19 protein-coding genes are annotated in these 22,266 nt (G+C 61.4%); 8 read left to right on the top strand and 11 right to left on the bottom strand.

Annotation, left to right across the window (positions count from 1 at the left end):
* Positions 1–3: 3 nt before the first annotated feature.
* Positions 4–432, bottom strand: coding sequence for a nuclear transport factor 2 family protein (locus AB4N48_RS08505; RefSeq protein WP_095180270.1), 429 nt, complete (start codon positions 430–432; stop codon positions 4–6).
* Between the two features lie 439 nt (positions 433–871).
* Between AB4N48_RS08505 and AB4N48_RS08510 the strand changes: the two genes are divergently transcribed.
* Complete coding sequence (locus AB4N48_RS08510) at positions 872–1,681, top strand: OBAP family protein (RefSeq protein ID WP_460095156.1); 810 nt, start codon at positions 872–874, stop codon at positions 1,679–1,681.
* 133 nt (positions 1,682–1,814) lie between these two features.
* Here AB4N48_RS08510 and AB4N48_RS08515 read toward each other — a convergent pair whose 3' ends face one another.
* Entirely contained in the window at positions 1,815–2,585 is a 771-nt protein-coding gene (locus AB4N48_RS08515; protein WP_460095157.1) for an alpha/beta hydrolase, read from the bottom strand.
* 111 nt (positions 2,586–2,696) lie between these two features.
* Here AB4N48_RS08515 and AB4N48_RS08520 point away from each other — a divergent pair, with 111 nt between their 5' ends.
* On the top strand, positions 2,697–3,656 hold the full coding sequence (locus tag AB4N48_RS08520) for an aldo/keto reductase (RefSeq protein WP_460095158.1): 960 nt from the start codon (positions 2,697–2,699) through the stop codon (positions 3,654–3,656).
* Positions 3,657–3,662: 6 nt separating this feature from the next.
* On the opposite strand, the gene AB4N48_RS08525 is transcribed toward AB4N48_RS08520, so the two are convergent.
* A complete protein-coding gene (locus AB4N48_RS08525; protein ID WP_460095159.1) occupies positions 3,663–4,556 on the bottom strand; it encodes a LysR family transcriptional regulator in 894 nt (297 codons plus the stop codon).
* Positions 4,557–4,652: 96 nt separating this feature from the next.
* Between AB4N48_RS08525 and AB4N48_RS08530 the strand changes: the two genes are divergently transcribed.
* Positions 4,653–5,129: a (R)-mandelonitrile lyase gene (locus AB4N48_RS08530; RefSeq protein ID WP_263219373.1), complete on the top strand. Its 477-nt coding sequence runs from the start codon at positions 4,653–4,655 to the stop codon at positions 5,127–5,129.
* Between the two features lie 324 nt (positions 5,130–5,453).
* Here the strand turns inward: AB4N48_RS08530 and paoC are convergent, their stop codons facing one another.
* From paoC to AB4N48_RS08550, 4 genes are all read right to left on the bottom strand, one after another.
* The gene (gene paoC, locus AB4N48_RS08535; RefSeq protein WP_460095161.1) at positions 5,454–7,652 is read right to left on the bottom strand and encodes an aldehyde oxidoreductase molybdenum-binding subunit PaoC; all 2,199 of its coding nucleotides are present in this window, start codon (positions 7,650–7,652) and stop codon (positions 5,454–5,456) included.
* The gene (locus tag AB4N48_RS08540; RefSeq protein ID WP_400554652.1) at positions 7,649–8,605 is read right to left on the bottom strand and encodes an FAD binding domain-containing protein; all 957 of its coding nucleotides are present in this window, start codon (positions 8,603–8,605) and stop codon (positions 7,649–7,651) included. The genes paoC and AB4N48_RS08540 overlap by 4 nt, the downstream gene beginning before the upstream one ends.
* Positions 8,602–9,225, bottom strand: coding sequence for an aldehyde dehydrogenase iron-sulfur subunit PaoA (paoA, locus tag AB4N48_RS08545; RefSeq protein ID WP_041480864.1), 624 nt, complete (start codon positions 9,223–9,225; stop codon positions 8,602–8,604). Before paoA ends, AB4N48_RS08540 begins: the two co-directional genes overlap by 4 nt.
* 358 nt (positions 9,226–9,583) lie before the next feature.
* Positions 9,584–11,338: an L-lactate permease gene (locus AB4N48_RS08550; protein ID WP_252878448.1), complete on the bottom strand. Its 1,755-nt coding sequence runs from the start codon at positions 11,336–11,338 to the stop codon at positions 9,584–9,586.
* A 244-nt stretch (positions 11,339–11,582) separates the two neighbouring features.
* Here AB4N48_RS08550 and AB4N48_RS08555 point away from each other — a divergent pair, with 244 nt between their 5' ends.
* Positions 11,583–11,789 (top strand): hypothetical protein, encoded by a 207-nt coding sequence (locus AB4N48_RS08555; protein ID WP_016775135.1) that lies wholly within the window; start codon positions 11,583–11,585, stop codon positions 11,787–11,789.
* A 51-nt stretch (positions 11,790–11,840) separates the two neighbouring features.
* Here AB4N48_RS08555 and AB4N48_RS08560 read toward each other — a convergent pair whose 3' ends face one another.
* Positions 11,841–12,122, bottom strand: coding sequence for a hypothetical protein (locus AB4N48_RS08560; RefSeq protein WP_236168640.1), 282 nt, complete (start codon positions 12,120–12,122; stop codon positions 11,841–11,843).
* 280 nt (positions 12,123–12,402) lie between these two features.
* On the opposite strand from AB4N48_RS08560, the gene AB4N48_RS08565 reads away from it, so the two are divergent.
* Positions 12,403–13,425: a hypothetical protein gene (locus AB4N48_RS08565; protein WP_460061794.1), complete on the top strand. Its 1,023-nt coding sequence runs from the start codon at positions 12,403–12,405 to the stop codon at positions 13,423–13,425.
* A gap of 90 nt (positions 13,426–13,515) precedes the next feature.
* Positions 13,516–14,136 (top strand): TetR/AcrR family transcriptional regulator, encoded by a 621-nt coding sequence (locus AB4N48_RS08570; RefSeq protein WP_024013291.1) that lies wholly within the window; start codon positions 13,516–13,518, stop codon positions 14,134–14,136.
* A gap of 202 nt (positions 14,137–14,338) precedes the next feature.
* Here AB4N48_RS08570 and preA read toward each other — a convergent pair whose 3' ends face one another.
* The 3 genes from preA to hydA form a co-directional block, all read right to left on the bottom strand.
* The gene (gene preA, locus AB4N48_RS08575; protein WP_076563397.1) at positions 14,339–15,613 is read right to left on the bottom strand and encodes an NAD-dependent dihydropyrimidine dehydrogenase subunit PreA; all 1,275 of its coding nucleotides are present in this window, start codon (positions 15,611–15,613) and stop codon (positions 14,339–14,341) included.
* A complete protein-coding gene (locus AB4N48_RS08580) occupies positions 15,614–16,981 on the bottom strand; it encodes an NAD(P)-dependent oxidoreductase (RefSeq protein ID WP_460095162.1) in 1,368 nt (455 codons plus the stop codon).
* A gap of 164 nt (positions 16,982–17,145) precedes the next feature.
* Positions 17,146–18,585 (bottom strand): dihydropyrimidinase, encoded by a 1,440-nt coding sequence (gene hydA, locus AB4N48_RS08585; RefSeq protein WP_460095163.1) that lies wholly within the window; start codon positions 18,583–18,585, stop codon positions 17,146–17,148.
* 624 nt (positions 18,586–19,209) lie between these two features.
* Between hydA and AB4N48_RS08590 the strand changes: the two genes are divergently transcribed.
* Positions 19,210–20,694 carry an NCS1 family nucleobase:cation symporter-1 gene (locus AB4N48_RS08590; protein WP_122602775.1) on the top strand — a complete coding sequence of 495 codons (1,485 nt, stop codon included), beginning with the start codon at positions 19,210–19,212 and terminating at the stop codon, positions 20,692–20,694.
* A 235-nt stretch (positions 20,695–20,929) separates the two neighbouring features.
* Positions 20,930–22,213, top strand: coding sequence for a Zn-dependent hydrolase (locus AB4N48_RS08595; RefSeq protein ID WP_460095164.1), 1,284 nt, complete (start codon positions 20,930–20,932; stop codon positions 22,211–22,213).
* Positions 22,214–22,266: the final 53 nt, after the last annotated feature.

Here is a 22,266-nt window from a genome sequence, read left to right on the forward strand (position 1 = left end):
GGGTCAGGCTTTCGCGTTCGCCAGGTAGGCCCCCAGGCGCCGACCCATTTCTTCGCCCAGTGCTTGCAACCCGCTCAGCGGCCGCACCATCACTTCAAACTCGACAATCTTGCCGTGTTCATCGAAGCGAATCATGTCGATGCCTTTGAGTTCCTTGCTGCCGACCCTGGCGCTGAATTCGAGAATCACGTTCAGGCCATCCGCCGTCGCCAACTCGCGGTGATAGGCGAAATCTTCGAAGACTTCAAACACGGTGTTGAGGATCATCGCCACCACCGGCGCGCCGGGGTAGGGCGTGTGGGCCATGGGCGAGCGGAACACAGCTTGCGGATCAAGCAGTTCAGGCAGGGCTTTGAGATTGCCGCTGCGGATCATCTCGTGCCAGCGCGCGAGGGATGCGGCGACGTTGGGCTGCAAGGCGAGGTCGGGCATGGTCACTCCGGTTTTTATTGTTGTCGGTCGGCAATGACTGTAGATCAACCGCGCCGAAAGTGAATCCCCAAGTCTCAGGCTGAATATCTGTTCATGCCCGAAGCGGATCAGATGCGCATCTGATCCGTATTTTTCTGTTTCATCTGCCTCTGTATTCAGTACAGCCACAGGCTCAGAATGCCCCGGCAGTGCGGCCAATCACCCTCCGACCTCATTCCGAAGCGTCCGGTGCACCGCACACCCCGCATCAAGGAGCGCGACATGTACAAGATGGCAATTTTTCTCGGCGGTTTTCTGACCTTGACCATTCTGATCGGCGTGCTGGCGACGATCTCTCCAGTCTGATCCGCGCGCATTTTTTCGAACTCCGCCGTTCTCCTGCTTTCAGTTGCAGAACAGGGCCAGCATGCGCCCGTTACTGAAGTTCGAGGAGTGAAACATGCGTACGACAACCTCGCAGGGACGTTGGGTTCCCATTGGTTTGATGGTCGCCGCGCTGACTGGCTGCGCGATGAGCAACACCGAGTCACCGGTGCAGACACCGGGTCAGGCCAAGGCCTCCGATACTGAAATGCTCGAAGTCGGCGCGCAGTGGTTGCAGGACAAACCGCCGATCCGCGCGTTGAACATGTACCTTGATGGCTTTCATTTTTACAACGGTCATCCCGGCGCGCAGATGGAAGCGCACCATTACTGCTCGGCGCTCAATGAGGAAGTGTTCCAGTGCGTGATCTACGACGGCAACACGGCTGAAGCGAAGTTGATGGGCGTGGAATACATCATCAGTCAGCGCCTGTTTACGCAATCGCCGGCAAAAGAAAAAGCCTTGTGGCACAGCCATGCCCACGAAGTGACTTCCGGCCAGTTGGTCGCGCCGGGCATCCCGCAAGTGGCGGAAAAGCGCCTGATGGAAAAACTCGCCAATACTTACGGCAAGACTTGGCACACCTGGCACACCGATCAGGACAAGCAACTGCCGCTGGGCGTGCCGCAGTTGATGATGGGCTTTACGGCTGACGGTCAGGCCGATGCGCAAATGGTCCGCCAGCGCGATCAGCGTCTGGGCATCGACAGTGCCGAGAAGAAGAACGCTCGCGCCGGGATCAAACCGGCGCCTGTCGCAACGGGGGCTGATGCGTGGCAGAAGGGTAATGTCATCCAGCTCAACGACCCGACCGGGCATCAGCACGTCACGCCGCGCTCGGCCACCTCTGGCGATGAAAATGCCCGGAGCGGCAGTCAGCCTTAGCTTTGGACAGTAGCTGGAAATGGTGTTGTCTGTACCGGCGTCATCGCGAGCAGGCTCACTCCTACATTTGAAATGCGTTCCCCCTGTAGGAGTGAGCCTGCTCGCGATGGCGTCCGTCTGATCGCTACATCCTTCAGCGATTCAACACATCCACAATCCACTGCAAATATTGCTCGCGCTCGGAAATCGAGTTATGCCCCGAGTCCGGCACCACCTTCAGCGTCGCCACGCCCGCAGGAAAACGCTCGAACAGCCGCTGCGTACTGCTGCGCCCAATCACTTCGTCATCACTGGCCGCCAAGAGCAACGTCGGTGCGCGAATATGCGCCGCGTATTTGCCTGATTCGAAACGATCCTTGAGCAACCACTTCACCGGCACCCACGGGTATTGCCGTTCGGCGATTTCCTCAAGGCTGTTGAACGGCGTCACCAGGATCAGATTCTGCACCGGCCGCTGACTGGCCAGGCGCACCGCCACCCCCGAACCGAGGCTGCGTCCGATGACAGCAATCTGCGGGTGGCTGGCATAGACCTGATCGAACAGCGCCAGCGCATCTTCGGCAATCGCGGCTTCCGATGGCGAGCCGGTGCTGCCACCAAAGCCCCGATAGTGCAGGAAATACAGCGCGTAGTCGGGAAACGCCTCGGCGAATTCCGGCAGATTTCGCGATACGTCCTCGGCATTGCCGCCGAAATAAATCAGTGCGCGCGATCCGCTGCGCTCTCGGGTTGTCACCCAGACCTCGGCATCCGGCATCGGCAGTTTCATTCGCGAGTCCGCTGCAACCACGGCGGCAGGCTGGGGAAACCAGATCAGCGAGCGCTGAAACACGAACAGCGCGGCGCACAGCACCAGGTACACGGCAACAATGAAAACGACGAGTGACATCAGGGTTCGGGACATTCGGCTACTTTTAACGGGGAGAAAGGTTGGCTGTGGCAGTGTAGTTCAGCGACTGCGCCTGACAGCCGGCGCACACACCGTGCAACAGATCCGCGCAACAGGAGGACTCGCATGCGCCACACTGAGGGTTACTCACGTCGCCGCTTGCTCACGCTGGCTGCCCAAGCTGCGGCGCTGCTCACCATTGATCGGGCGTTGGCCGGCAGCGTGGCGCCGACCGAAACTGTGCTGCCCACGGCAGGAGACCAGACCATGCAGACCCGCGCCATCCCTTCCAGCTCCGAGGCACTGCCCATGGTCGGGTTGGGCACCTATCGCGGTTTCGACGTCGCGCCTGGCGATCCGGTTTACCGGCAATTGCCCGCCGTCCTCGAAGCGCTGTTCAGGAAGGGCGGCACGCTGATCGACAGCTCGCCGATGTACGGCCGCGCCGAGCAGACCACCGGTGAACTGCTGTCGATTCACGAACCACGCTCGCCGGCGTTTCTCGCCACCAAGGTGTGGACGCGCGGGCTCGATGAAGGCATCGCGCAGATGGAGCAGTCGTTCAGACTGCTGCAAACCGAGCGCATCGACCTGATGCAGATTCACAACCTGCTCGACTGGCAAACCCATTTTCCGACCCTGCGCGAATGGCAGGAGCAGGGGCGGATTCGCTACATCGGCATCACCCATTACACCTCGTCGGCCTATGACGAGGTCGAGGCCGTGCTGAAAGCCGAAAAGCTGGATTTTCTGCAGATCAACTACGCTCTGGATGATCGTGCGGTCGAGAAACGCATCCTGCCGCTGTGCCGCGAGCATGGGGTCGCGGTGATTTGTAATCGGCCGTTTGGCGGCGGTGATTTGCTCGCCCGGCTCAAGGGCAAGCCGCTGCCGGCCTGGGTCTCGGATGTACAGGTCAACAGCTGGCCGCAGCTGGCACTGAAATTTCTCCTGGCGCATCCGGCGGTGACCTGTGTGATTCCCGGGACCAGTAATCCGCGCTACATGGCTGACAACGCAGGAGCCGGTTTTGGGCCGATGCTGACCGATGCGCAGCGGCATCAGTTGATTGCGTTGCTGGGCTGAGCCGGGTCAACTGCGATAGCGCAACGCCTCCAGCAACAACGCAAACGCCGGCGCTGCCTGGCGTCGGCTCGGGTAGTACAGGTGATAACCGGAAAATGTCGGGCACCAGTCTCCCAGCACCTGGACCAGGCTACCGTCCGCCAGAAACGGCGCGACGACGTTTTCCGGGATGTAGCTCAGACCGAATCCGTCCAGCGCGGCGTCGAGCAATGGGTACACGCCATTCAGGATGACCTGCCCGGCAACGCGCACCTTCAGACTTTCACCGTCCTTTTCGAACTCCCACGAATACAGCCCGCCATTGGTTGGCAGGCGCAGGTTGTTGCAGGCGTGGTCGGTCAGGTCGCGCGGGGTTTGCGGCGCAGGGCGCCGGGCGAAGTAGGCGGGGGAGCCGACCACGGCCATGCGCATGTCCGGACCGATACGGGTGGCGATCATGCCTTGGGCGACGTCTTCGCCCAGGCGCACACCGGCATCGAAGCCCTGGCCGGCGATGTCGACGAAGCCATAGTCACAGCAAACCTCGACGGACACATCCGGGTACTGCGGCAGGAAATCCTGCAACACCGGACGCAGGATCCAGTTCAGCGAATGGTCGGTGGCGCTGATGCGGATCTTGCCCGCCGGGGTTTCACGCAGGTTGCTCAGGGCGGCCAGTTCCCCTTCGATTTCATCGAAGCGCGGGCCGATGGTTTGCAGCAAGTGTTCGCCGGCCTCGGTCGGCGACACGCTGCGCGTGGTGCGGGTCAGCAGGCGCAGGCCGAGTCGCGCCTCGAGGCTGCGAATGGTGTGGCTGAGCGCCGATTGCGACACGCCGAGTTTGGCCGCAGCCTTGGTGAAACTGCGTTCACGGGCGACGGCGAGAAAGGCGAGCAGGTCGGTGGCATTTTCCCGAAGCATTGATGATTGTCCTGCATAAGTTTTTTCCGATTCTAGTTGATTATCCAAAGAGTGCGGATCGCTACAGTGGTTGCATCATTTATTGGAGGAAATGCCATGAACCCGATTGCTGCTTCTGCACTGACGCTCTCGCTGCTGGCTGGTGAGGTGCAGGCCACCGAAAATCCCCGTGTCACGGTCACACCGAATGGCTCGCAACCGTCGGCCAAAGGCCCGGCTGACTGGTTTACCGGCACGGTGCGGGTGGATGCGCCGTTCAAAGGCACCGATGAGGCGCGGATCAGCGGCGCGACCGTGACGTTCGAGCCGGGCGCGCGCACTGCATGGCATACCCATCCGCTGGGGCAGACATTGATCGTCACCTCGGGGGCAGGCTTCGTGCAGGAGTGGGGCCAGCCGGTTCGTGAAATCCGCCCGGGCGATACCGTGTGGATTGCCCCGGGCGCCAAGCACTGGCACGGAGCGGCACCGACGACGGCGATGAGTCATATCGCGATTGCCGAAGTGCTGGATGGCAAGGTGGTGGACTGGATGGAGCAGGTCAGTGATGAGCAATATCCAAAGACCGAGTGAAACCGCGCCCCTCACCCCAGCCCTCTCCCGAGGGAGAGGGAGCCGATTGGGGGATGCTCGAGACGTTCGGCATTCTGCAAGCGTGGTGGTGAATCCACTCGACCCCTGGCACCCCATGCAGGTGCGCTAACAGCATGCGACTCACCCCAGGCGTCTCCCGGGGGAGTGGGAGCCGACCGAGGTGTCTTGCGATGTGCATCGACCTGAACTTGCCGTTGCGATTATGGATACACAGAAAGACTTTCACGTCGCTGCACATCCTGAATATACCCGGATCGGTCCCCTCTCCCTTTGGGAGAGGGCTAGGGTGAGGGGCTTTTCGCTTCAGATCATCTCCGGCAACGAATCAAGAATCTTGTCCAGCGTAATCGGATACTCCCGCACCCTCGCGCCGGTGGCGTTGTAGATTGCATTCGCCACCGCCGCACTCACGCCGCAAATCCCCAATTCACCCACGCCTTTGGCCTTCATCGGCGATGAAATCGGGTCGGTTTCTTCGAGGAAGATCACTTCCTGATGCGGTATGTCGGCGTGCACCGGCACCTCATACCCGGCGAGGTCATGGTTGACGAAAAAGCCCAGACGCTTGTCCACCGCCAGCTCTTCCATCAATGCCGCGCCGACGCCCATGGTCATCGCGCCGATGACCTGACTGCGCGCCGACGTCGGGTTGAGGATCCGCCCCGCAGCGCACACCGCCAACATGCGCCGTACGCGAACTTCGCCAGTGGCAGCATCGACGGCGACTTCGACGAAATGCGCGCCGAAGGTCGATTGCTGATACTTCTCGGCCAGATCACCGAACTCGATGCTGTCCTCGCCGACCAGTGCGCCGCCTTCAGCCGCGTTGCGCAGCGGCAGGCTCTTGCTGCCGACGCGCACCTGACCATCGGCGAACTCCGCCTGATCCGCCGCCAGTCCCAGCTTCTGCGCCACCGCTTCACGCAGTTTCACACAGGCGGCATAGACGCCAGAGGTCGAGCAGTTCCCACCGAACTGACCGCCAGAACCAGCCGAAACCGGGAAGTTCGAATCACCCAGACGCACCACCACATCATCGAGACCAACGCCCATCATCTCGGCAGCGGTCTGCGCGATGATCGTGTAGCTGCCGGTGCCGATATCGGTCATGTCGGTTTCGACGACGACTTTGCCGTCACGCTCCAGGCGCACACGGGCTCCGGACTTGACCAGCAGGTTGTTGCGAAACGCCGCCGCCACGCCCATGCCGATCAGCCAACGGCCTTCACGACGGCTGCCCGGTTGCGCCTTGCGCTGATCCCAGCCGAATTTCTCCGCGCCGATCTGCAGGCATTTGACCAGTTGACGCTGGGAGAACGGCCGCTCGGTTTTCACCGGGTCGACTTGAGTGTCGTTAGCGATGCGGAACAGCACCGGGTCCATCTTCAGCTGTTCGGCCATTTCGTCCATGGCAATTTCCAGCACCATCAGCCCCGGCGCTTCACCCGGCGCGCGCATGGCATTGCCTTCGGGCAGGTCGAGCGGGGCGAGGCGCATGCTGACGCGGCGGTTTTCTGCGGCGTAGAGCAACTGGCTCGGTTGCGCGGCCAGTTCGACCTTGCCGTCAGCGAGGTTGCCTGACCAGCCCTCATGGGCGATGGCGGTCAGCTTGCCGTCCGCCGTTGCGCCCATGCGGATGCGCTGAATCGTAGCCGGGCGATGGGTGGTGTTATTGGCCATTTGCGGGCGGGCGAGGGCGACTTTCACCGGCCGCCCCGCCATGCGCGCGCCGAGAGCGGCGAGAATCACGTCGGCGCGGATGAACAGTTTGCCGCCGAAACCACCGCCGATGTACGGCGAGACCAATCGGACTTTTTCCTTCGGCAGGCCGAGGGTTTTCGCAATGTCACCGACACTCCAGGCGACCATCTGGTTCGACGTCCACACGGTCAGCTGATCGCCTTTCCACGCGGCCAGTGTGGCGTGCGGTTCCATCATCGCGTGGGACTGGTCTGGCGTGGTGTAGGTCTGATCGAACTGCACCGGCGCGGCGGTGAAGGCCTTGTCGAAGTCGCCGTGATTGACGTCCGGCAGCTCGTCTTTCGGCTCGACGCCGAGGTCTTTGACGCTGGCCAGATCGAACTTGCCTTCGCTGGTCTCGTAATCGACCCTGACCAGTTGCGCGGCGGCGCGGGCCTGTTCGAAGGTTTCGGCAACCACCAATGCAACGGCTTGCTGGTAGTGCTGCACTTCGGGACCGGCGAGCAGATGCGCGGCGTTGTAATCACCTTTATCGAGCTTGCCGGCGTTCTCGGCAGTGACGATTGCGAGTACGCCGGGTGCGGCTTTGGCCTCGTCGAGATGAATGGCTTTGATCCGGCCTTTGGCGATCGCCGAATCGACCATGAAACCGTAGGCCTGATTGGCTGCCGCCTCATGTTGCTCGTAAGCGTAAGTGGCCTGGCCGCTGGTTTTCAACGGGCCTTCGATGCGCTCGGTGGGCTGGCCGACGACCTTCAGGCGGTCGATGGGATTGGTGGTGGCGGGCGTGTCGAATTTCATGCGGTTTCCCTCGCTTGCGCCAACACCGAAGCCAGCGTGCGCTCGACCAGTGTCAGTTTGAATTGGTTGTCATCGGTGGGTGTCGCGCCCTCAAGCAGGCGTTCGCTGACTGCTTTGGCGCCCTTGGGCAACAGCGCTTCAGCGGCTTCGACCCGCCACGGTTTCGGCGCAACGCCGCCGACGGCCACGCGGCCGGTGCCGTCCTTTTGCAGGATCAGACCGACTGAAACAAGGGCAAACGCGTAAGACGAGCGATCGCGGACCTTGTGATAAATGTGCGTGCCGCCGACCGGTGCCGGCAGGGTCACGGCGGTAATGAATTCACCGGGCGTGAGACTGGTTTCGATGTGCGGCGTATTGCCCGGCAATTGGTGGAAATCCGCCATGGGAATGCTGCGCGTGCTGCCGTCAGGCTTGACCGTTTCGATCTGCGCATCGAGTGCGCGCATGGCGATGGCCATGTCGCTCGGGTGGGTGGCGATGCAAGCGTCGCTGACGCCGATGATTCCGAGTTGCCGAGTCACGCCACCGATCGCCGCGCAGCCACTGCCGGGGTTGCGTTTGTTGCAGGCCTGGTGGGTGTCGTAAAAGTACGGGCAGCGGGTGCGTTGCAGCAGGTTGCCGGCGGTGGTCGCCATGTTGCGCAGCTGCCCGGAAGCCCCGGCGAGCAAGGCGCGGGAGAGCAGGGCGTAGTCCTTGCGCACGCGCGCGTCGGCGGCCAGATCGGTGTTGCGCACCAGCGCGCCGATGCGCAGTCCGCCTTCGGGTGTGGCTTCGATCTGGTCCAGGCCGAGGTGGTTGATGTCGATCAGGTGGACTGGGGTTTCGATGTCGAGTTTCATCAGGTCAAGCAGGTTGGTGCCGCCGGCGATGAACTTGGCGCCTTCGACGTGCGCAGCCTGGGAAGCGGCTGCGGCAGGTGAGTCGGCGCGGCTGTAATTGAAGGCTCTCATGCCGGCACCTCCGCAACTTCAGTGATGGCTTCGATGATGTTCGAGTAAGCGCCGCAACGGCAGATATTGCCGCTCATGCGCTCCTGCAGTTCGGCGGCGATCAGTTTCGGCGGCTCGGTCAGGCTCGGGCTGACGTGGCTGGGAATGCCATCGCGGATCTCTTTGAGCACAGCGACCGCCGAGCAGATCTGCCCCGGCGTGCAGTAGCCACACTGATAACCGTCGTGCTTGATGAACGCGGCCTGCATCGGGTGCAGCTTGTCCGGCATGCCGAGGCCTTCGATGGTGGTCACCTCACTGCCGTCGTGCATCACCGCCAGGGTCAGACAGGAGTTGATCCGCCGACCGTCGGCGATCACCGTGCAGGCGCCGCACTGGCCGTGGTCGCAGCCTTTCTTGGTGCCGGTCAGGTGCAGGTGTTCGCGCAAGGCGTCGAGCAGGGTGGTGCGGGTGTCTACTTCGAGGGTTTGCGGTTTACCGTTGACTTGCAGGGTAACTTGACTCATGGCCGGTTGCTCCAGACTGGCCGCGTAGGCCTTGAGGCTGATAAAGGGGGGCATAGCGAACGCCGTCGCGGTTACGGCGCCGAGGATCATGAAATTGCGTCGGGAAATCGGCATGGTTCGATTCCTTTTCTCTCATCGGGCGGCAGGATTGCAAAAGGCCCAAACGGGCGCGCCGGCATGCATGCCAGTCTCGTAAAAGGAGTGACCGCAGCGGGAGGGAAAAGGTTTTGTCGGATTTGCGCTAAAGAGTTATGTGCGCAGCTCATCAATCTGCAGATCACACAAAAACCCTGTAGAAGTGAGCCTGCTCGCGATAGCGGTGTGTCAGTTAATACTGATTCGACTGACACACCGCTATCGCTGGCAAGCCAGCTCCCACAGGGTTCCGAGTTGTTAATCCAATTGCATTCACAACATCAAAATCTGTGGGAGCTGGCTTGCCAGCGATGAGGCCGACGCGTTCACTCTGAATCTAATGCCCACCCACCACCATCGAGGTAAACGGTGCGACATACGCCTGCAACGTCACCAGCCCGCCGACCAGGATCGCCAGCACGATCGAGTGGAAGAACACGTAACGCAGGATCTCGCCCTCATGCCCATACCAACGGGTCGCGGTGGAGGCGACGACGATCGACTGCGCGTCGACCATTTTGCCCATCACCCCACCGGAACTGTTCGCTGCCGCCATCAGCACCGGACTGATACCCAGCTGTTCCGAGGTGACCCGTTGCAAGCCGCCAAACAGCACGTTTGACGCGGTATCGGAACCAGTCAGCGCCACCCCCAGCCAGCCGAGCAGCGTGCCGAACATCGGGTAGAAAATCCCCGTCGCCGCAAACGCCAGGCCCATGGTCGCATCCAGTCCCGAATAGCGGGTGAGGAAGCCCAGCGCGAGCATCGCCGCAATCGTGATCAGCGAAAACCGCACCACCCACAATGTGCGCAGGTACTGCTTGATCAATTGCGGGATCGAATAACCCATCAGCAAGCCGCCAACGATCGCCGCCAGCAAGATCCCGCTGCCGGTCGCGGTCAGCCAAGTGAACTTGTAAATCGCTTCCTCGGCTTTCGGCGCCGCGACCACGGGCGGCACTTTTTCTATTTGCAGATGCAGACCGGTGAAGGTCACCGCCGGGGCGAAGATCGGATTGGCCTCGCGCACCGGTTTGCCTTGCGGGTCGAGCTTGGCCGATTGCGTGACCGGGTCGATCACCGGGCGCGTATCGAACATGTTCTTGAAACCCTGGGTGCCCCAGGCAAACACGAACACCGTGAGGATGATCCACGGCATCCACGCACGCATCACTGCCGGACGCGCCTGATCGCTGAACGCGGCGCTGGCGGTGACTGTTTCTTCGTCGACCTTGGAGTTGTCGACGCGCCCGGACAGCGCCGCCGAGGTGTGGATGGTCGCCGGTTTCCACACCTTGAGGAACAGCGTCAGACAGGCCATGGAAATCAGCGCAGCGATGACGTCCACCAGCATCGGCCCGTGGTAGTTGGACACGAGAAATTGCGGGATGGCGAAACTCACCCCGGCCACCAGAATCGCCGGCCACACCTCGAGCATCTTGCGCCACCCGGCAAAGGCCCAGATCAACCAGAACGGCACCAGCACCGAGAAGAACGGCAACTGCCGCCCGACCATCATCGACAGCTCCATCTCGTCCAGCCCGGTGACTTTGGCCAAGGTGATGATCGGTGTGCCCAGTGCACCGAAAGCGACGGGCGCGGTATTGGCGATGAGCGCCAGACCCGATGCGGCCAATGGCGAAAAACCCAGGCCGATCAGAATCGCACCGGTCACCGCCACCGGCGTGCCAAAGCCTGCCGCGCCTTCGAAGAACGCACCGAAACAGAAGGCGATCAGCAGCAACTGCAAACGTCGGTCATCGGTGATGCGCGCGAGGGAATCCTGCAGCACTTTGAACGAACCGTTCTCGGTGGTCAGGCGATGCAGAAAAATGATGTTGAGCACAATCCAGCCAATCGGCAGTAAGCCATTCGCCGCGCCGAACAGCGCCGCCGAACCGGCCATGCGCGCTGGCATGTCGAAGGCGAAAATCGAGATCAGCAGGGCCGACGCCAGCGCCAACAGCGCCGCCAGATGCGCCTTGACGTGAAAGAACGCCAGCGCCGCGAGCATCACCACCACCGGCACTGCGGCCATCAGCGTGGAGAGCACCGGGTTGCCGAACGGGTCGTAGATTTGCTGCCAGACCATGGTCCACCTCTGCTTATTGTTATTGAGGGCGCAGATCCATTGCATGGGGGTTGGTTGCAAGCAGTATAGGTGGCATTCCGCCGCCGTTCGGGCATGGCGAACGGGCCGACCAACGGTCGATAGTGGCCACTGAATCAACGTGCTTTTGCCCGGTCGTATCTGCGGCTGCGCGCACTGCGTCCCGAAGACGCGGGCAGCGTGGCGATTTCCGTCGTCAAGACCTTGGGTTTTAGGGAAGTGTTGAATGAAGCAAGCGACAACGATGCTGCTCACTGTGACCGCCGCCGTATTGCTGAGCGGCTGTATTGCGGATTTTGATGATGACCACCGGCATGGCCGGCACTACGACCGCGACCACGGCCGCTATTACGACCATGACCGGCGTTGGGACGACCGCGATGACGACCGCCGCGATGGCCGTCGTTATCACCGTGATCGCGATGATGACTGATTGAAAGCAGAGGGCGTTCCCGTTAAAGGAACGCCCTCTGTGCATCAGCCTTCAGTTGAAAAAACGAGCGTTCGCCTGGACGCGGGATCGCGCAGGCACCGGGGCCTCGTGATCGAGCAGATGGGTGGCGAGTATGTCGCTCAGAAAACGGAACTGATCGTTGAGGCCGACCACTTCATTGCTGAAATGATTGCTGGCGGCGGGCATCAGCAGATCGTCGAAATCTTCGTTGAACACCAGTGTCTGCGCCTTGCGCGGCACGACGTGCTGTTGGTAGTAGTTGCTGCCGAACACCGGGAAACTCACGGAGAGGGTGACTTGGGTGTGGATCATGATGTGAACGCCTCGTTGTGTTTCGGATGAGTCAATCGTGCCTTTCATCATGGGAGGGCGGAAGGCAATCGTGGCGATGGTGGATATCGATGGTGGTGATGGTTGAGGTTTGCGGTGCTGCTGATGGCGCCTTCGCGAGCAGGCTCGCTCCCACAGGTGCAACACATTTCAAATGTGGGAGCGAGCCTGCTCGCGAAGAGGCCGGAACCTTCAGCATCGAAATCGACTGACCTGCCTATACTCAAACCAGCACCTCCCCAAGCCAAAGGACACCGCCACCGTGAACACGCGCGCGCTGGTCGTTGCCGCACTGTTTCTGCTGGCCGGCTGCGCCACTTCGGCCCGGGCGCCAGTGAGTGCGCCGCAGGCGGTGGTGGTGTCGGCGCAAACCTGGCAGCAGATCGACCGCGAGATCCTCAGCGCATCGCAACAGGCCACCGAGCAGGTCAAGCTGTTCGCCCGTGGCTCGATGGAACATTGGCGCACTCGGGTCTATCAGCAAACTGAAGAAAATTTCATTCCCTGGTTCAGCAGCTACTGGACCCAGGAATGGCTGTCGATGAAGGTCAGTTGGTACACGATCAGCGCCGGCGGTGAGCAGGATGCTTCGGCGAAACGGCTGGCGGCGTATCTGCTTGAGCAATATCAGGAAAAAGTCCTCGCGCCGGTCGCAGTGGAGATCGATCCGGATGCGATCCTGGCGCAGGCCACGGCGTTCTACGCGCAGTTGATGGCGCAGCAGATGCCGCTCATCGCCCAGCGTCACGGTGTGCCGATTGCGCAGCTCAACGGCCGCTTGCGGAAGATCCCGGCCATCGCCCTCGGCCCGCCGCCGGCGCGGGATGCTTCGCTGTTCAAAGTCATCAGCACCGAGCCGCTCAACACCCTCCCGGCGTACGCCGCACTGATCGACAAGATCCACACCGACGGCGGCGCCAAGGGCATTTCCTCCATCGACGCGGCCATGGCCCCGGTGGCCAAGCGCGCCAGCCAGCGCATCGAAGCCGAAATGGCCCCGCGCGGCGCCGCCAGTGCGGTGGCGGCAGCGGCGGGTAAACTCGCCGGGGCGATGATTTCGGTCGGCGTGGCCGGCATACGCGCAATCATCCAGGCCAACGACCGCCCTGACAGTGAAGCGCTGATTCGCAGCAGCCTCGGCAACACCTTCGACAAGGCCTGGCAGAAGCTGCTGCAAAATCCGACCACGGGCGTGATGGCCGGCACGTTGCACATGGCCGGGCAGGTCGAAGGCAATTTGGGCGTGAGTGAACCAACGCCTATCGGTGTGAGCGCTGTGCCATAGCGCCTGCACCTGTGAAGTTTTGTTGGCGGCGGTCGCGCCCGGATCAGAGCGGATGCTAGTCTTGCGCAACGCTGTTGTCAGGGAGCCCACATGGGCAATCACAAGATCGAGATTCGCCGCAGTAACGTCGAGAAAATCCTGCTGGCGGCGGAAAAGGTTTTCGCCGAAAAAGGCTTCGGCAGCACCGCCATGGCGGACATCGCTGCCGAAGTGCAGTTGCCGCGTTCCAATCTGCATTACTACTTCAGCACCAAGAGCGAGCTGTACAGCGCAGTGCTGTTCGATCTGCTGGAAGTGTGGAAGCAGGACGCGCTGTGCTTCGAGATGTTCGATGACCCGCGCGTGGTGCTGAGCAGTTACATCCGCGCCAAGATGAATCATTCGCGCAGCCGGCCCTATGGCTCGAAAGTCTGGGCCAACGAGATCATCCACGGCGCGCCGACCCTGGGCGAAGCGCTGGATGCGAGCCTGTATGACTGGGCGAAGATGAAGGAGGCGAAGATTCGCCAGTGGGTCGAGGACAAGCGGATCCTGCCGGTGGAGCCGTCGGGTTTGCTGTACATGATCTGGGCGTCGACCCAGCACTACGCCGACTTTGATCATCAGGTGAACATTCTCAATGATCACCAGCCGTTGTCGGATATGCAGTTCGAGCGTGCGGTGCAGACCGTGACAGGTGTGATTTTGCGCGGGATCGGGCTGGAGCCTTGAAGAGCACCATCAAGGGCTTACCCTCACCCCAGCCCTCTCCCAGAGGGAGAGGGGGCCGACCGAGGTGTATTGAGAGGTACATCGACCTGAAAGACCGTGTCGATTATGGATTCACAACAACTCTTTCAGGTCGGCGAAGTTTGTCAGCATCCCCCAATCAGTCCCCTCTCCCTTTGGGAGAGGGCTAGGGTGAGGGGTTTTTTCAGACTGCAACGTGGTAGGGGTTGCGCGGATCATGATTCCAGTCCAGAAACGGCTTGCCCGTTTCCATCGGCACCATCTCGATGCAGTCGGCCACGGGGCAGGTGATCTGGCACAGATTGCAGCCCACACATTCCTCATCGATCACTTCATATTTATGCGTACCGTCGGCCTGTTTCAAACTGCCGATCGCCTGGTGTGACGTGTCTTCGCAAGCAATGTGGCAACGCCCGCAACCGATGCACGCCTCTTGGTCGATCTTCGCGATCACCTGGTAGTTGATATCGAGGTACTTCCAATCCGTGGTGTTGCCCACGGCGCGCCCGGAAAACTCGGCGATATTGGCGTAGCCCTGGCTGTCCATCCACCGCGACAAGCCGTCCTTCATCTCTTCGACAATGCGGAAACCATGCAGCATCGCCGCCGTGCACACCTGCACCGCGCCGCTGCCCAGCGCCATGAACTCCGCCGCGTCGCGCCAGCTGCCGATGCCGCCGATGCCGCAGATCGGCAAGCCCTGGGTCTGCGGATCACGGGCGATTTCCGCGACCATGTTCAGCGCAATCGGCTTGACCGCCGAACCGCAATAACCGCCGTGGGTGCTTTTGCTGCCGACGGTGGGCAGGGCGACCATATGGTCCAGGTCGACGCTGGTGATCGAGTTGATCGTGTTGATCAGCGACACCGCATCGGCGCCACCACGATGCGCCGCACGGGCAGCGACGCGGATGTCGGTGATGTTCGGGGTGAGTTTGACGATCACCGGCAGCGAGCAGTATGTCTTGCACCAGCGCGTCACCTGTTCGACATACTCCGGCACTTGGCCGACCGCCGCGCCCATGCCGCGTTCGGGCATGCCGTGGGGGCAGCCGAAGTTGAGTTCGATGCCGTCGGCGCCGGTGGCTTCGACCAGCGGCAGAATGTGTTTCCACGACTCCTCGACACACGGCACCATCAGCGACACGATCAGCGCGCGATCCGGCCAGTCCTTCTTCACCTGGGTGATTTCGCGCAGGTTGATTTCCAGCGAGCGGTCGGTGATCAGTTCGATGTTGTTGATGCCCAGCACTTCGCGATTGGCACCGTAATGCGCCGAATAACGCGAGGAAACGTTGACCGCCGCCGGATCCTCACCCAGGGTTTTCCAGACCACGCCACCCCAGCCCGCTTCGAACGCGCGGACCACGTTGTAGGCCTTGTCGGTGGGCGGCGCGGAAGCCAGCCAGAACGGGTTGGGCGCTTTGATACCGGCGAAGACTATCGAGAGATCGGCCATTTACGCAGCCTCCACGTTGAGCATCAGTTGAGCGTTGATCGCCTCGGCGGCGCGTTTGCCGTGCTGCACTGCTTGCACGGTGAGGTCCTGATCGAGGCTGGTGCAGTCGCCGCCGGCATACACGCCGGGGACGCTGGTGCGCAGGTGTTCATCGACCGCGATGCGTTCGCCCTGACGCTTGAGTTCGCGCGCCAACGGATCACTGAGGGCGCTGTCATCGAAGCTCTGGCCGATCGCTTTGAAGATCGCATCGGCAGCCAGCTCAAAGGTTTCTCCGGTGGTTTGCAGACGCCCGTCAACCAGATCGGTGCGGGCGAAACGCATGCCGCGCACGCGGCCCTGATCATCGAGCAACACTTGCTCCGGCTGCGCCCAGGTCATCAACCGCACCTGATTGGCTTTGGCGATGTCCTGCTCATGGTGGGTTGCGCCCATGTCTGCCGCACCACGGCGATACACCAGATTGACGTCGCGCGCGCCGAGGCGGGTCATCTGCACGGCCATGTCGATCGCGGTGTTGCCGGCGCCGAGAACGATGCAGCGTTCGGCCAAGGGCAACTGCGTGAGGTCATCGGCCTGGCGCAGTTCGCGGATGTAATCGGTGGCGGCGAGCAGGCCCGGCGCGTCTTCGTGGGCCAGACCGAGTTGCTTGCTGGCATTCAGGCCGAGGCCGAGGAATACCGCGTCGAACTGTTGATGCAGTTCGCTGAGAGTAAGATTTACACCGAGTTTCTGGCCGTGGCGGATTTCTATCCCGCCAATCTGCAGGAGAAAGTCCAGCTCCTTCTGCGCGTAATCGTCGACCAGTTTGTACTTGGCGATGCCGTATTCGTTGAGCCCGCCGGCCTTTTCCCGTGCTTCGAAAATCACCACGTCATGCCCGTGCATTGCGCTGCGATGAGCGCAAGACAACCCGGCCGGCCCGGCGCCGACCACGGCGATCCGTTTGCCCGTGGCCGGGGCGCGCTGGAACGGGTGTTCGGCGAAATGCGCGTTGTCTACGGCATAGCGTTGCAGCAGACCAATCAGCACCGGTGCGCATTCCTGCGCGTTGTTGCGCACGCAGGCCTGCTGGCAGAGGATTTCCGTTGGACAGACCCGCGCGCAACTGCCGCCGAGGATGTTTGCCGAAAGGATCTTTTGCGCCGCGCCCTGTACGTTGTCCTGATGGATATTGCGGATGAACGACGGAATGTCGATTTCGCTGGGGCATGCATTGACGCAAGGCGCGTCGTAGCAATACAGGCAGCGCGAGGCTTCCAGATGCGCCTGCCGGGCATTGAGCGGCGGCGCCAGATCAGTGAAATGGCCGGCGAGAGCGGCCGCGCTTTCGTGCGGGTGGGGGAGGTGGTTCAGGGTCTCGATCACGGTTCATGGCCTCATGGCTAATTGAGGTGCTGCCTCTGGTGGGCAGTGGTTGATCGTTCCCACGCTCTGCGTGGGAATGCCTCAAGGGACGCTCTGCGTTCCAATGGGACGCAGAGCGTCCCGGGCTGCATTCCCACGCAGAGCATGGGAACGATCACTAGGGGTCAGCGTTTAACGGCAGTCGGTTTATGCAACTCCGCCCGCTTGCTCAACAAATCAAACACCGCCGGATAGGCCGGCCGTTCGATGTAGCGTCCGGCGCCGCGTTCGGCGCGCAGGTCGCCGTCGGCCCAGACCACGCGGCCCTGGCTGACGGTGTGGCTCGGCACGCCGCGCACGGTCTTGCCTTCGAAGATGTTGAAGTCCACCTGCTGATGGTGGGTCTTGGCGGAAATGGTCCGTGTGCCTTGCGGATCCCACAGCACCAGATCGGCATCGGCGCCAACGCGGATCGCGCCTTTGCGTGGATAGATATTGAATATCTTCGCGGTGTTGGTGGAGGTCAGCGCGACGAAATCCTGCATCGACAATCGCCCGGAGTTGACGGCTTCATCCCACAACACTGCCATGCGGTCTTCGATGCCGGCGGTGCCGTTGGGAATCTTGCTGAAGTCGTCGCGTCCGGCAGCTTTCTGCTCGGCGCAGAAACAGCAGTGGTCGGTGGCGGTGGTGTGCAGATTGCCGTTCTGCAGCCCGTGCCACAGCGCCTCCTGATGGCCGCGCGGACGAAACGGCGGGCTCATCACGTAGCCGGCAGCGGTCTGCCAGTCCGGGTGTTGATAGACGCTGTCGTCGAGCAGCAAGTGCCCGGCCAGCACCTCGCCGTAAACCGGCTGGCCCTTGCTGCGTGCGTAGGTGATTTCGTCGAGGGCTTCCTTGGTGGAAACGTGCACCAGGTACAACGGCGTGCCGATGGTTTCGGCGATACGGATCGCCCGGCTCGCGGCTTCACCTTCGACCTGCGAAGGTCGCGACAGCGGATGCGCTTCCGGCCCGGTAATGCCCTGAGCCATCAGCTTGCGTTGCAGGTGATAGACCAGCTCGCCATTTTCCGCGTGCACGGTCGGCACCGCACCGAGTTCCAGACAGCGCTCGAAACTCGCCACCAAGGTATCGTCGGCGGCCATGATCGCGTTCTTGTAGGCCATGAAGTGCTTGAAGCTGTTGATGCCGTGGTGGCTGACCAGCTCGGCCATTTCCTCGCGCACCTGCTCGCTCCACCAGGTGATTGCGACGTGGAAGCCATAGTCCGACGCAGACCTTTGTGCCCAGCCGCGCCACTGATGAAACGCCTCCATCAGCGATTGCTGCGGATTGGGAATGACGAAGTCAATGATCGAGGTAGTGCCGCCGGCCAGACCGGCTGCAGTGCCGCTGTAGAAGTCCTCACTGGCAACGGTGCCCATGAACGGCAGTTGCATATGCGTATGCGGATCGATGCCGCCGGGCATCAGGTATTGGCCACTGCCGTCGAGCACTTCGGCGCCGGCGGGAATGTCGAGGTTTTCACCAATGGCTTTGATCACGCCGTCAGCGCAATAGACGTCGGCGCGGTAACTTTCATCATGGGTAACAACGGTGGCGCCACGGATCAACAGAGACATTCCGGATTCCTCGCAGGCATGACCGACTTGTGCCGGTTCTAGATGTTTTATTGAAGTACAGCGGCGCAGTTCGTATTCCTGTCATCGCTGTCAGGAATAGAAACTAGTCGCGATTTCAAGAATGATCAAGAATATTTTTTATAAGCTTATAGCTGTTTCAAGCTATTGATAAATATAGATAAAAACGAGAAATCACCAAAATGGGTAGGGCGCTCACCATTTTGACGCACTTGACAGGATGGAAATATGAGCAAGATTTTCTATGTGAAATCAGCCGCTTGAAGTTGTGCTGCGGTTGCTAGTTCACCGACAAAAATAAATGCAGTGCACCAGTTTGAGTCCTGACACTTCGGACAACTTGCCCGACGTTTAGCCTGAGCGTTCAGACAAGTTTTCCCGGACTCATCGAATATTCAATTAAAACTGATAAATATCAGAAAGTTGCAAAGCATCCAGTGCACCGCCCAAGCGTTAAGCGCGAGAACCGGCACGTTTATTGATGCCGCCGCTGACACCATGGCCGGTGCATGAAAGTTGTCAGTTCCTCCGGCCATCGTCCGGCTGGCGTCGTATGCGCCAGCCGCCTGATGAGCAAAAAATAATCAGAAGAACAGTGGAGCGGCCATGCAACAGACCAGATCACAAGTGACCGAGCGCGACGGCTTGTACGAGCTCGAAGCGGGCAGTGATGTCCTCGACAGTCCCCGCTACAACCACGACATGGCACCGACCAAGGTGCGCGAACGCACCTGGAACAAATGGCACATCACCGCGCTGTGGGTCGGGATGTCGATTTGTGTACCGACCTACACCCTCGGCGGCGTGCTCACCGCTTATTTCGGCTTGAGCGTCGGCGAAGCGCTGTTGGCGATTCTGTTTGCCAACGTCATCGTGTTGATTCCACTGACCCTCAATGCTTTCCCCGGCACCAAGTACGGCATTCCGTTTCCGGTGCTGCTGCGTTCGTCGTTCGGCATTCTCGGCTCCAACGTGCCGTGCCTGATCCGCGCTTTGGTGGCGTGTGGCTGGTTCGGCATCCAGACCATGTTCGGCGGACTGGCGATTCACCTGTTCCTCGGCTCGGTGTTCGAGGGCTGGAAATCCCTCGGCGGAACCGGCGAGGTCATCGGTTTCATGGTGTTCTGGGCGCTGAATCTGTGGGTGGTGATTCGCGGCGCCGAGTCGATCAAATGGCTGGAAACCTTGTCGGCGCCGTTGTTGGTGGCGGTGGGCATTGGCCTGCTGGTGTGGGCGATGCCCAATGTGTCGATGACTGAATTGCTGGCGATCCCGCCCAAGCGTCCGGAAGGCGCCAGCGTGGTCAGTTACTTCGCGGCAGGGCTGACGGCAATGGTCGGCTTCTGGGCCACGCTGTCGCTGAACATTCCCGACTTCAGTCGCTACGCCAAGAGCCAGAAGGATCAGATCCTCGGGCAGATTTTCGGTCTGCCGCTGACCATGTTTCTCTTCGCTGCGCTGGGCGTGGTGATGACCGCCGCATCGGTGAAACTGGTCGGCGTCACCGTGTCCGACCCGGTCACGCTGATCGGCCATATCCAGAGCCCGGTGTGGGTGGCGGTGGCCATGGCGCTGATCATCGTTGCCACACTGTCGACCAACACCGCCGCCAATATCGTCTCGCCGACCAATGACTTTCAGAACATCGCGCCGAAGGTGATCAACCGCACCAAAGCGGTGTTGCTCACCGGTCTGGTCGGGCTGGTGCTGATGGGCCATGAACTGCTGAAAAAGCTTGGCCTGATCGTTTCCGACATCAGCCTGGAAACCGTGTATTCGAACTGGCTGCTGGGCTACTCAAGCCTGCTCGGGCCGATCGCCGGGATCATGGTGGTGGATTATTTCCTGATCAAGAAACAGCGACTGGACCTCGCCGGGCTGTACCGCGATGACGTGTATCCGGCGTGGAACTGGGCCGGTTTTCTCGCCTTTGGCGTGCCGGTGGCGCTGACTCTGCTGTCGCTGGGCAGCGACGCGTTCAGCTGGTTCTACAGCTATGGCTGGTTCACCGGCTCGGCGTTGGGCGGGGTGATTTATTACGGGTTGTGCGTGATGCGGGCGCAGCCTTCTGCCGTGAAAACAGCGGTGTGAGCAAGGGCCTTTTCGCGAGCAGGCTCGCTCCCACATTGGAAATGCATTCTCACTGTGGGAGCGAGCCTGCTCGCGAAGGCGATGCTCCATACACCGCCGAAACTGATCGTTCCCACGCTCTGCGTGGGAATGCAGCCCGGGACGCTCCGCGTCCCAACAGCGGACGCAGAGCGTCCATGGATGAATGCCCACGCAGAGCATGGGCACTATCGGCATCAGCATTGAGGAGATCCCCATGAACGCAGCCGTAGACGTTCTGCAATCCACCCATCAGCACATCAACCGTGATCGCCTCTGGGCCTCGCTCATGGAACTGGCGAAACTCGGCGCCACGGTCAAGGGCGGCGTCTGTCGCCTGGCCCTGACCGACCTCGACCGCCAGGCGCGCGACCTGTTCGTGCAGTGGTGCAAGGACGCCGGTTGCAACGTCACGGTCGATGCCGTCGGCAACATTTTCGCCCGGCGCGCCGGGCGCAACCCGAGCCTGCCGCCAGTGATGACCGGCAGCCACATCGACACCCAGCCCACCGGCGGCAAGTTCGACGGCTGCTTCGGCGTGCTCGCCGGCGTCGAAGTGCTGCGCACCCTCAACGACCTCGGCGTGGAAACCGAAGCGCCGCTGGAAGTGGTGGTCTGGACCAACGAAGAGGGCTCACGCTTCGCCCCGTGCATGATGGGCTCAGGGGTCTTCGCCGAGAAATTCACCCTCGAAGAAACCCTCGCCAAGGTCGATGCCGACGGCGTCACGGTCGGCGAAGCACTGAATGCGATCGGCTATGCCGGTCCGCGCCAGGTCAGCGGGCACGCGGTTGGCGCGTATTTCGAAGCGCACATCGAACAAGGCCCGATTCTCGAGGACGAAGAGAAAACCATCGGCGTGGTACTCGGCGCGCTCGGGCAGAAGTGGTTCGACCTGAAATTGCGCGGCGTCGAAGCCCACGCCGGCCCGACGCCGATGCACCTGCGCAAGGACGCCCTGGTCGGTGCCTCGGTGATCGTCGGCGCCGTCAACCGCGCCGCCCTCGGCCATCAGCCCCACGCCTGTGGCACGGTCGGCTGCCTGCAAGCCTATCCCGGCTCGCGCAACGTGATTCCCGGCGAAGTGCGCATGACTCTGGATTTTCGCCACCTGGAGCCGGCGCGGCTGGATTCGATGATTGCCGAAGTGAAACAAGTGATCGAGGCGACCTGCGAAGAGCACGGCCTTACCTACGAACTGACCCCGACCGCCGACTTCCCGCCGCTGTACTTCGAAAAAGGCTGCGTGGAAGCGGTGCGCGGTGCTGCGAAAGGGCTGGGTCTGTCGCACATGGACATCGTCAGTGGCGCCGGGCATGACGCGATTTTCCTCGCCGAGCTCGGCCCGGCGGGAATGATTTTCGTGCCATGCGAGGGCGGGATCAGCCACAACGAAATCGAAAATGCAGCGCCGGATGATCTGGCGGCGGGGTGCGCGGTGTTGCTAAGGGCGATGCTCGCGGCTTCGGCGATGGTGGCGGCCAGCGAGCGTGCCGCCTAAGGTAAACACACCCAGTAAACATGTGGAAGCGAGCCTGCTCGCGAATGCGCCGG

The organism is Pseudomonas sp. S2_C11, assembly GCF_054668395.1.

What these genes read in the sequence shown, in the direction of transcription:
- AB4N48_RS08530 (WP_263219373.1), top strand. Translation starts at nt 4,653, where the DNA reads ATGAACCCGATTGCTGCTTCTGCACTGACGCTCTCGCTGCTGGCTGGT.
- preA (WP_076563397.1), bottom strand. Translation starts at nt 15,613, where the DNA reads ATGGCCGATCTCTCGATAGTCTTCGCCGGTATCAAAGCGCCCAACCCG.
- hydA (WP_460095163.1), bottom strand. Translation starts at nt 18,585, where the DNA reads ATGTCTCTGTTGATCCGTGGCGCCACCGTTGTTACCCATGATGAAAGT.
- AB4N48_RS08520 (WP_460095158.1), top strand. Translation starts at nt 2,697, where the DNA reads ATGCGCCACACTGAGGGTTACTCACGTCGCCGCTTGCTCACGCTGGCT.
- AB4N48_RS08525 (WP_460095159.1), bottom strand. Translation starts at nt 4,556, where the DNA reads ATGCTTCGGGAAAATGCCACCGACCTGCTCGCCTTTCTCGCCGTCGCC.
- paoC (WP_460095161.1), bottom strand. Translation starts at nt 7,652, where the DNA reads ATGAAATTCGACACGCCCGCCACCACCAATCCCATCGACCGCCTGAAG.
- AB4N48_RS08510 (WP_460095156.1), top strand. Translation starts at nt 872, where the DNA reads ATGCGTACGACAACCTCGCAGGGACGTTGGGTTCCCATTGGTTTGATG.
- paoA (WP_041480864.1), bottom strand. Translation starts at nt 9,225, where the DNA reads ATGCCGATTTCCCGACGCAATTTCATGATCCTCGGCGCCGTAACCGCG.
- AB4N48_RS08590 (WP_122602775.1), top strand. Translation starts at nt 19,210, where the DNA reads ATGCAACAGACCAGATCACAAGTGACCGAGCGCGACGGCTTGTACGAG.
- AB4N48_RS08570 (WP_024013291.1), top strand. Translation starts at nt 13,516, where the DNA reads ATGGGCAATCACAAGATCGAGATTCGCCGCAGTAACGTCGAGAAAATC.
- AB4N48_RS08550 (WP_252878448.1), bottom strand. Translation starts at nt 11,338, where the DNA reads ATGGTCTGGCAGCAAATCTACGACCCGTTCGGCAACCCGGTGCTCTCC.
- AB4N48_RS08560 (WP_236168640.1), bottom strand. Translation starts at nt 12,122, where the DNA reads ATGATCCACACCCAAGTCACCCTCTCCGTGAGTTTCCCGGTGTTCGGC.
- AB4N48_RS08540 (WP_400554652.1), bottom strand. Translation starts at nt 8,605, where the DNA reads ATGAGAGCCTTCAATTACAGCCGCGCCGACTCACCTGCCGCAGCCGCT.
- AB4N48_RS08555 (WP_016775135.1), top strand. Translation starts at nt 11,583, where the DNA reads ATGAAGCAAGCGACAACGATGCTGCTCACTGTGACCGCCGCCGTATTG.
- AB4N48_RS08515 (WP_460095157.1), bottom strand. Translation starts at nt 2,585, where the DNA reads ATGTCCCGAACCCTGATGTCACTCGTCGTTTTCATTGTTGCCGTGTAC.
- AB4N48_RS08595 (WP_460095164.1), top strand. Translation starts at nt 20,930, where the DNA reads ATGAACGCAGCCGTAGACGTTCTGCAATCCACCCATCAGCACATCAAC.
- AB4N48_RS08505 (WP_095180270.1), bottom strand. Translation starts at nt 432, where the DNA reads ATGCCCGACCTCGCCTTGCAGCCCAACGTCGCCGCATCCCTCGCGCGC.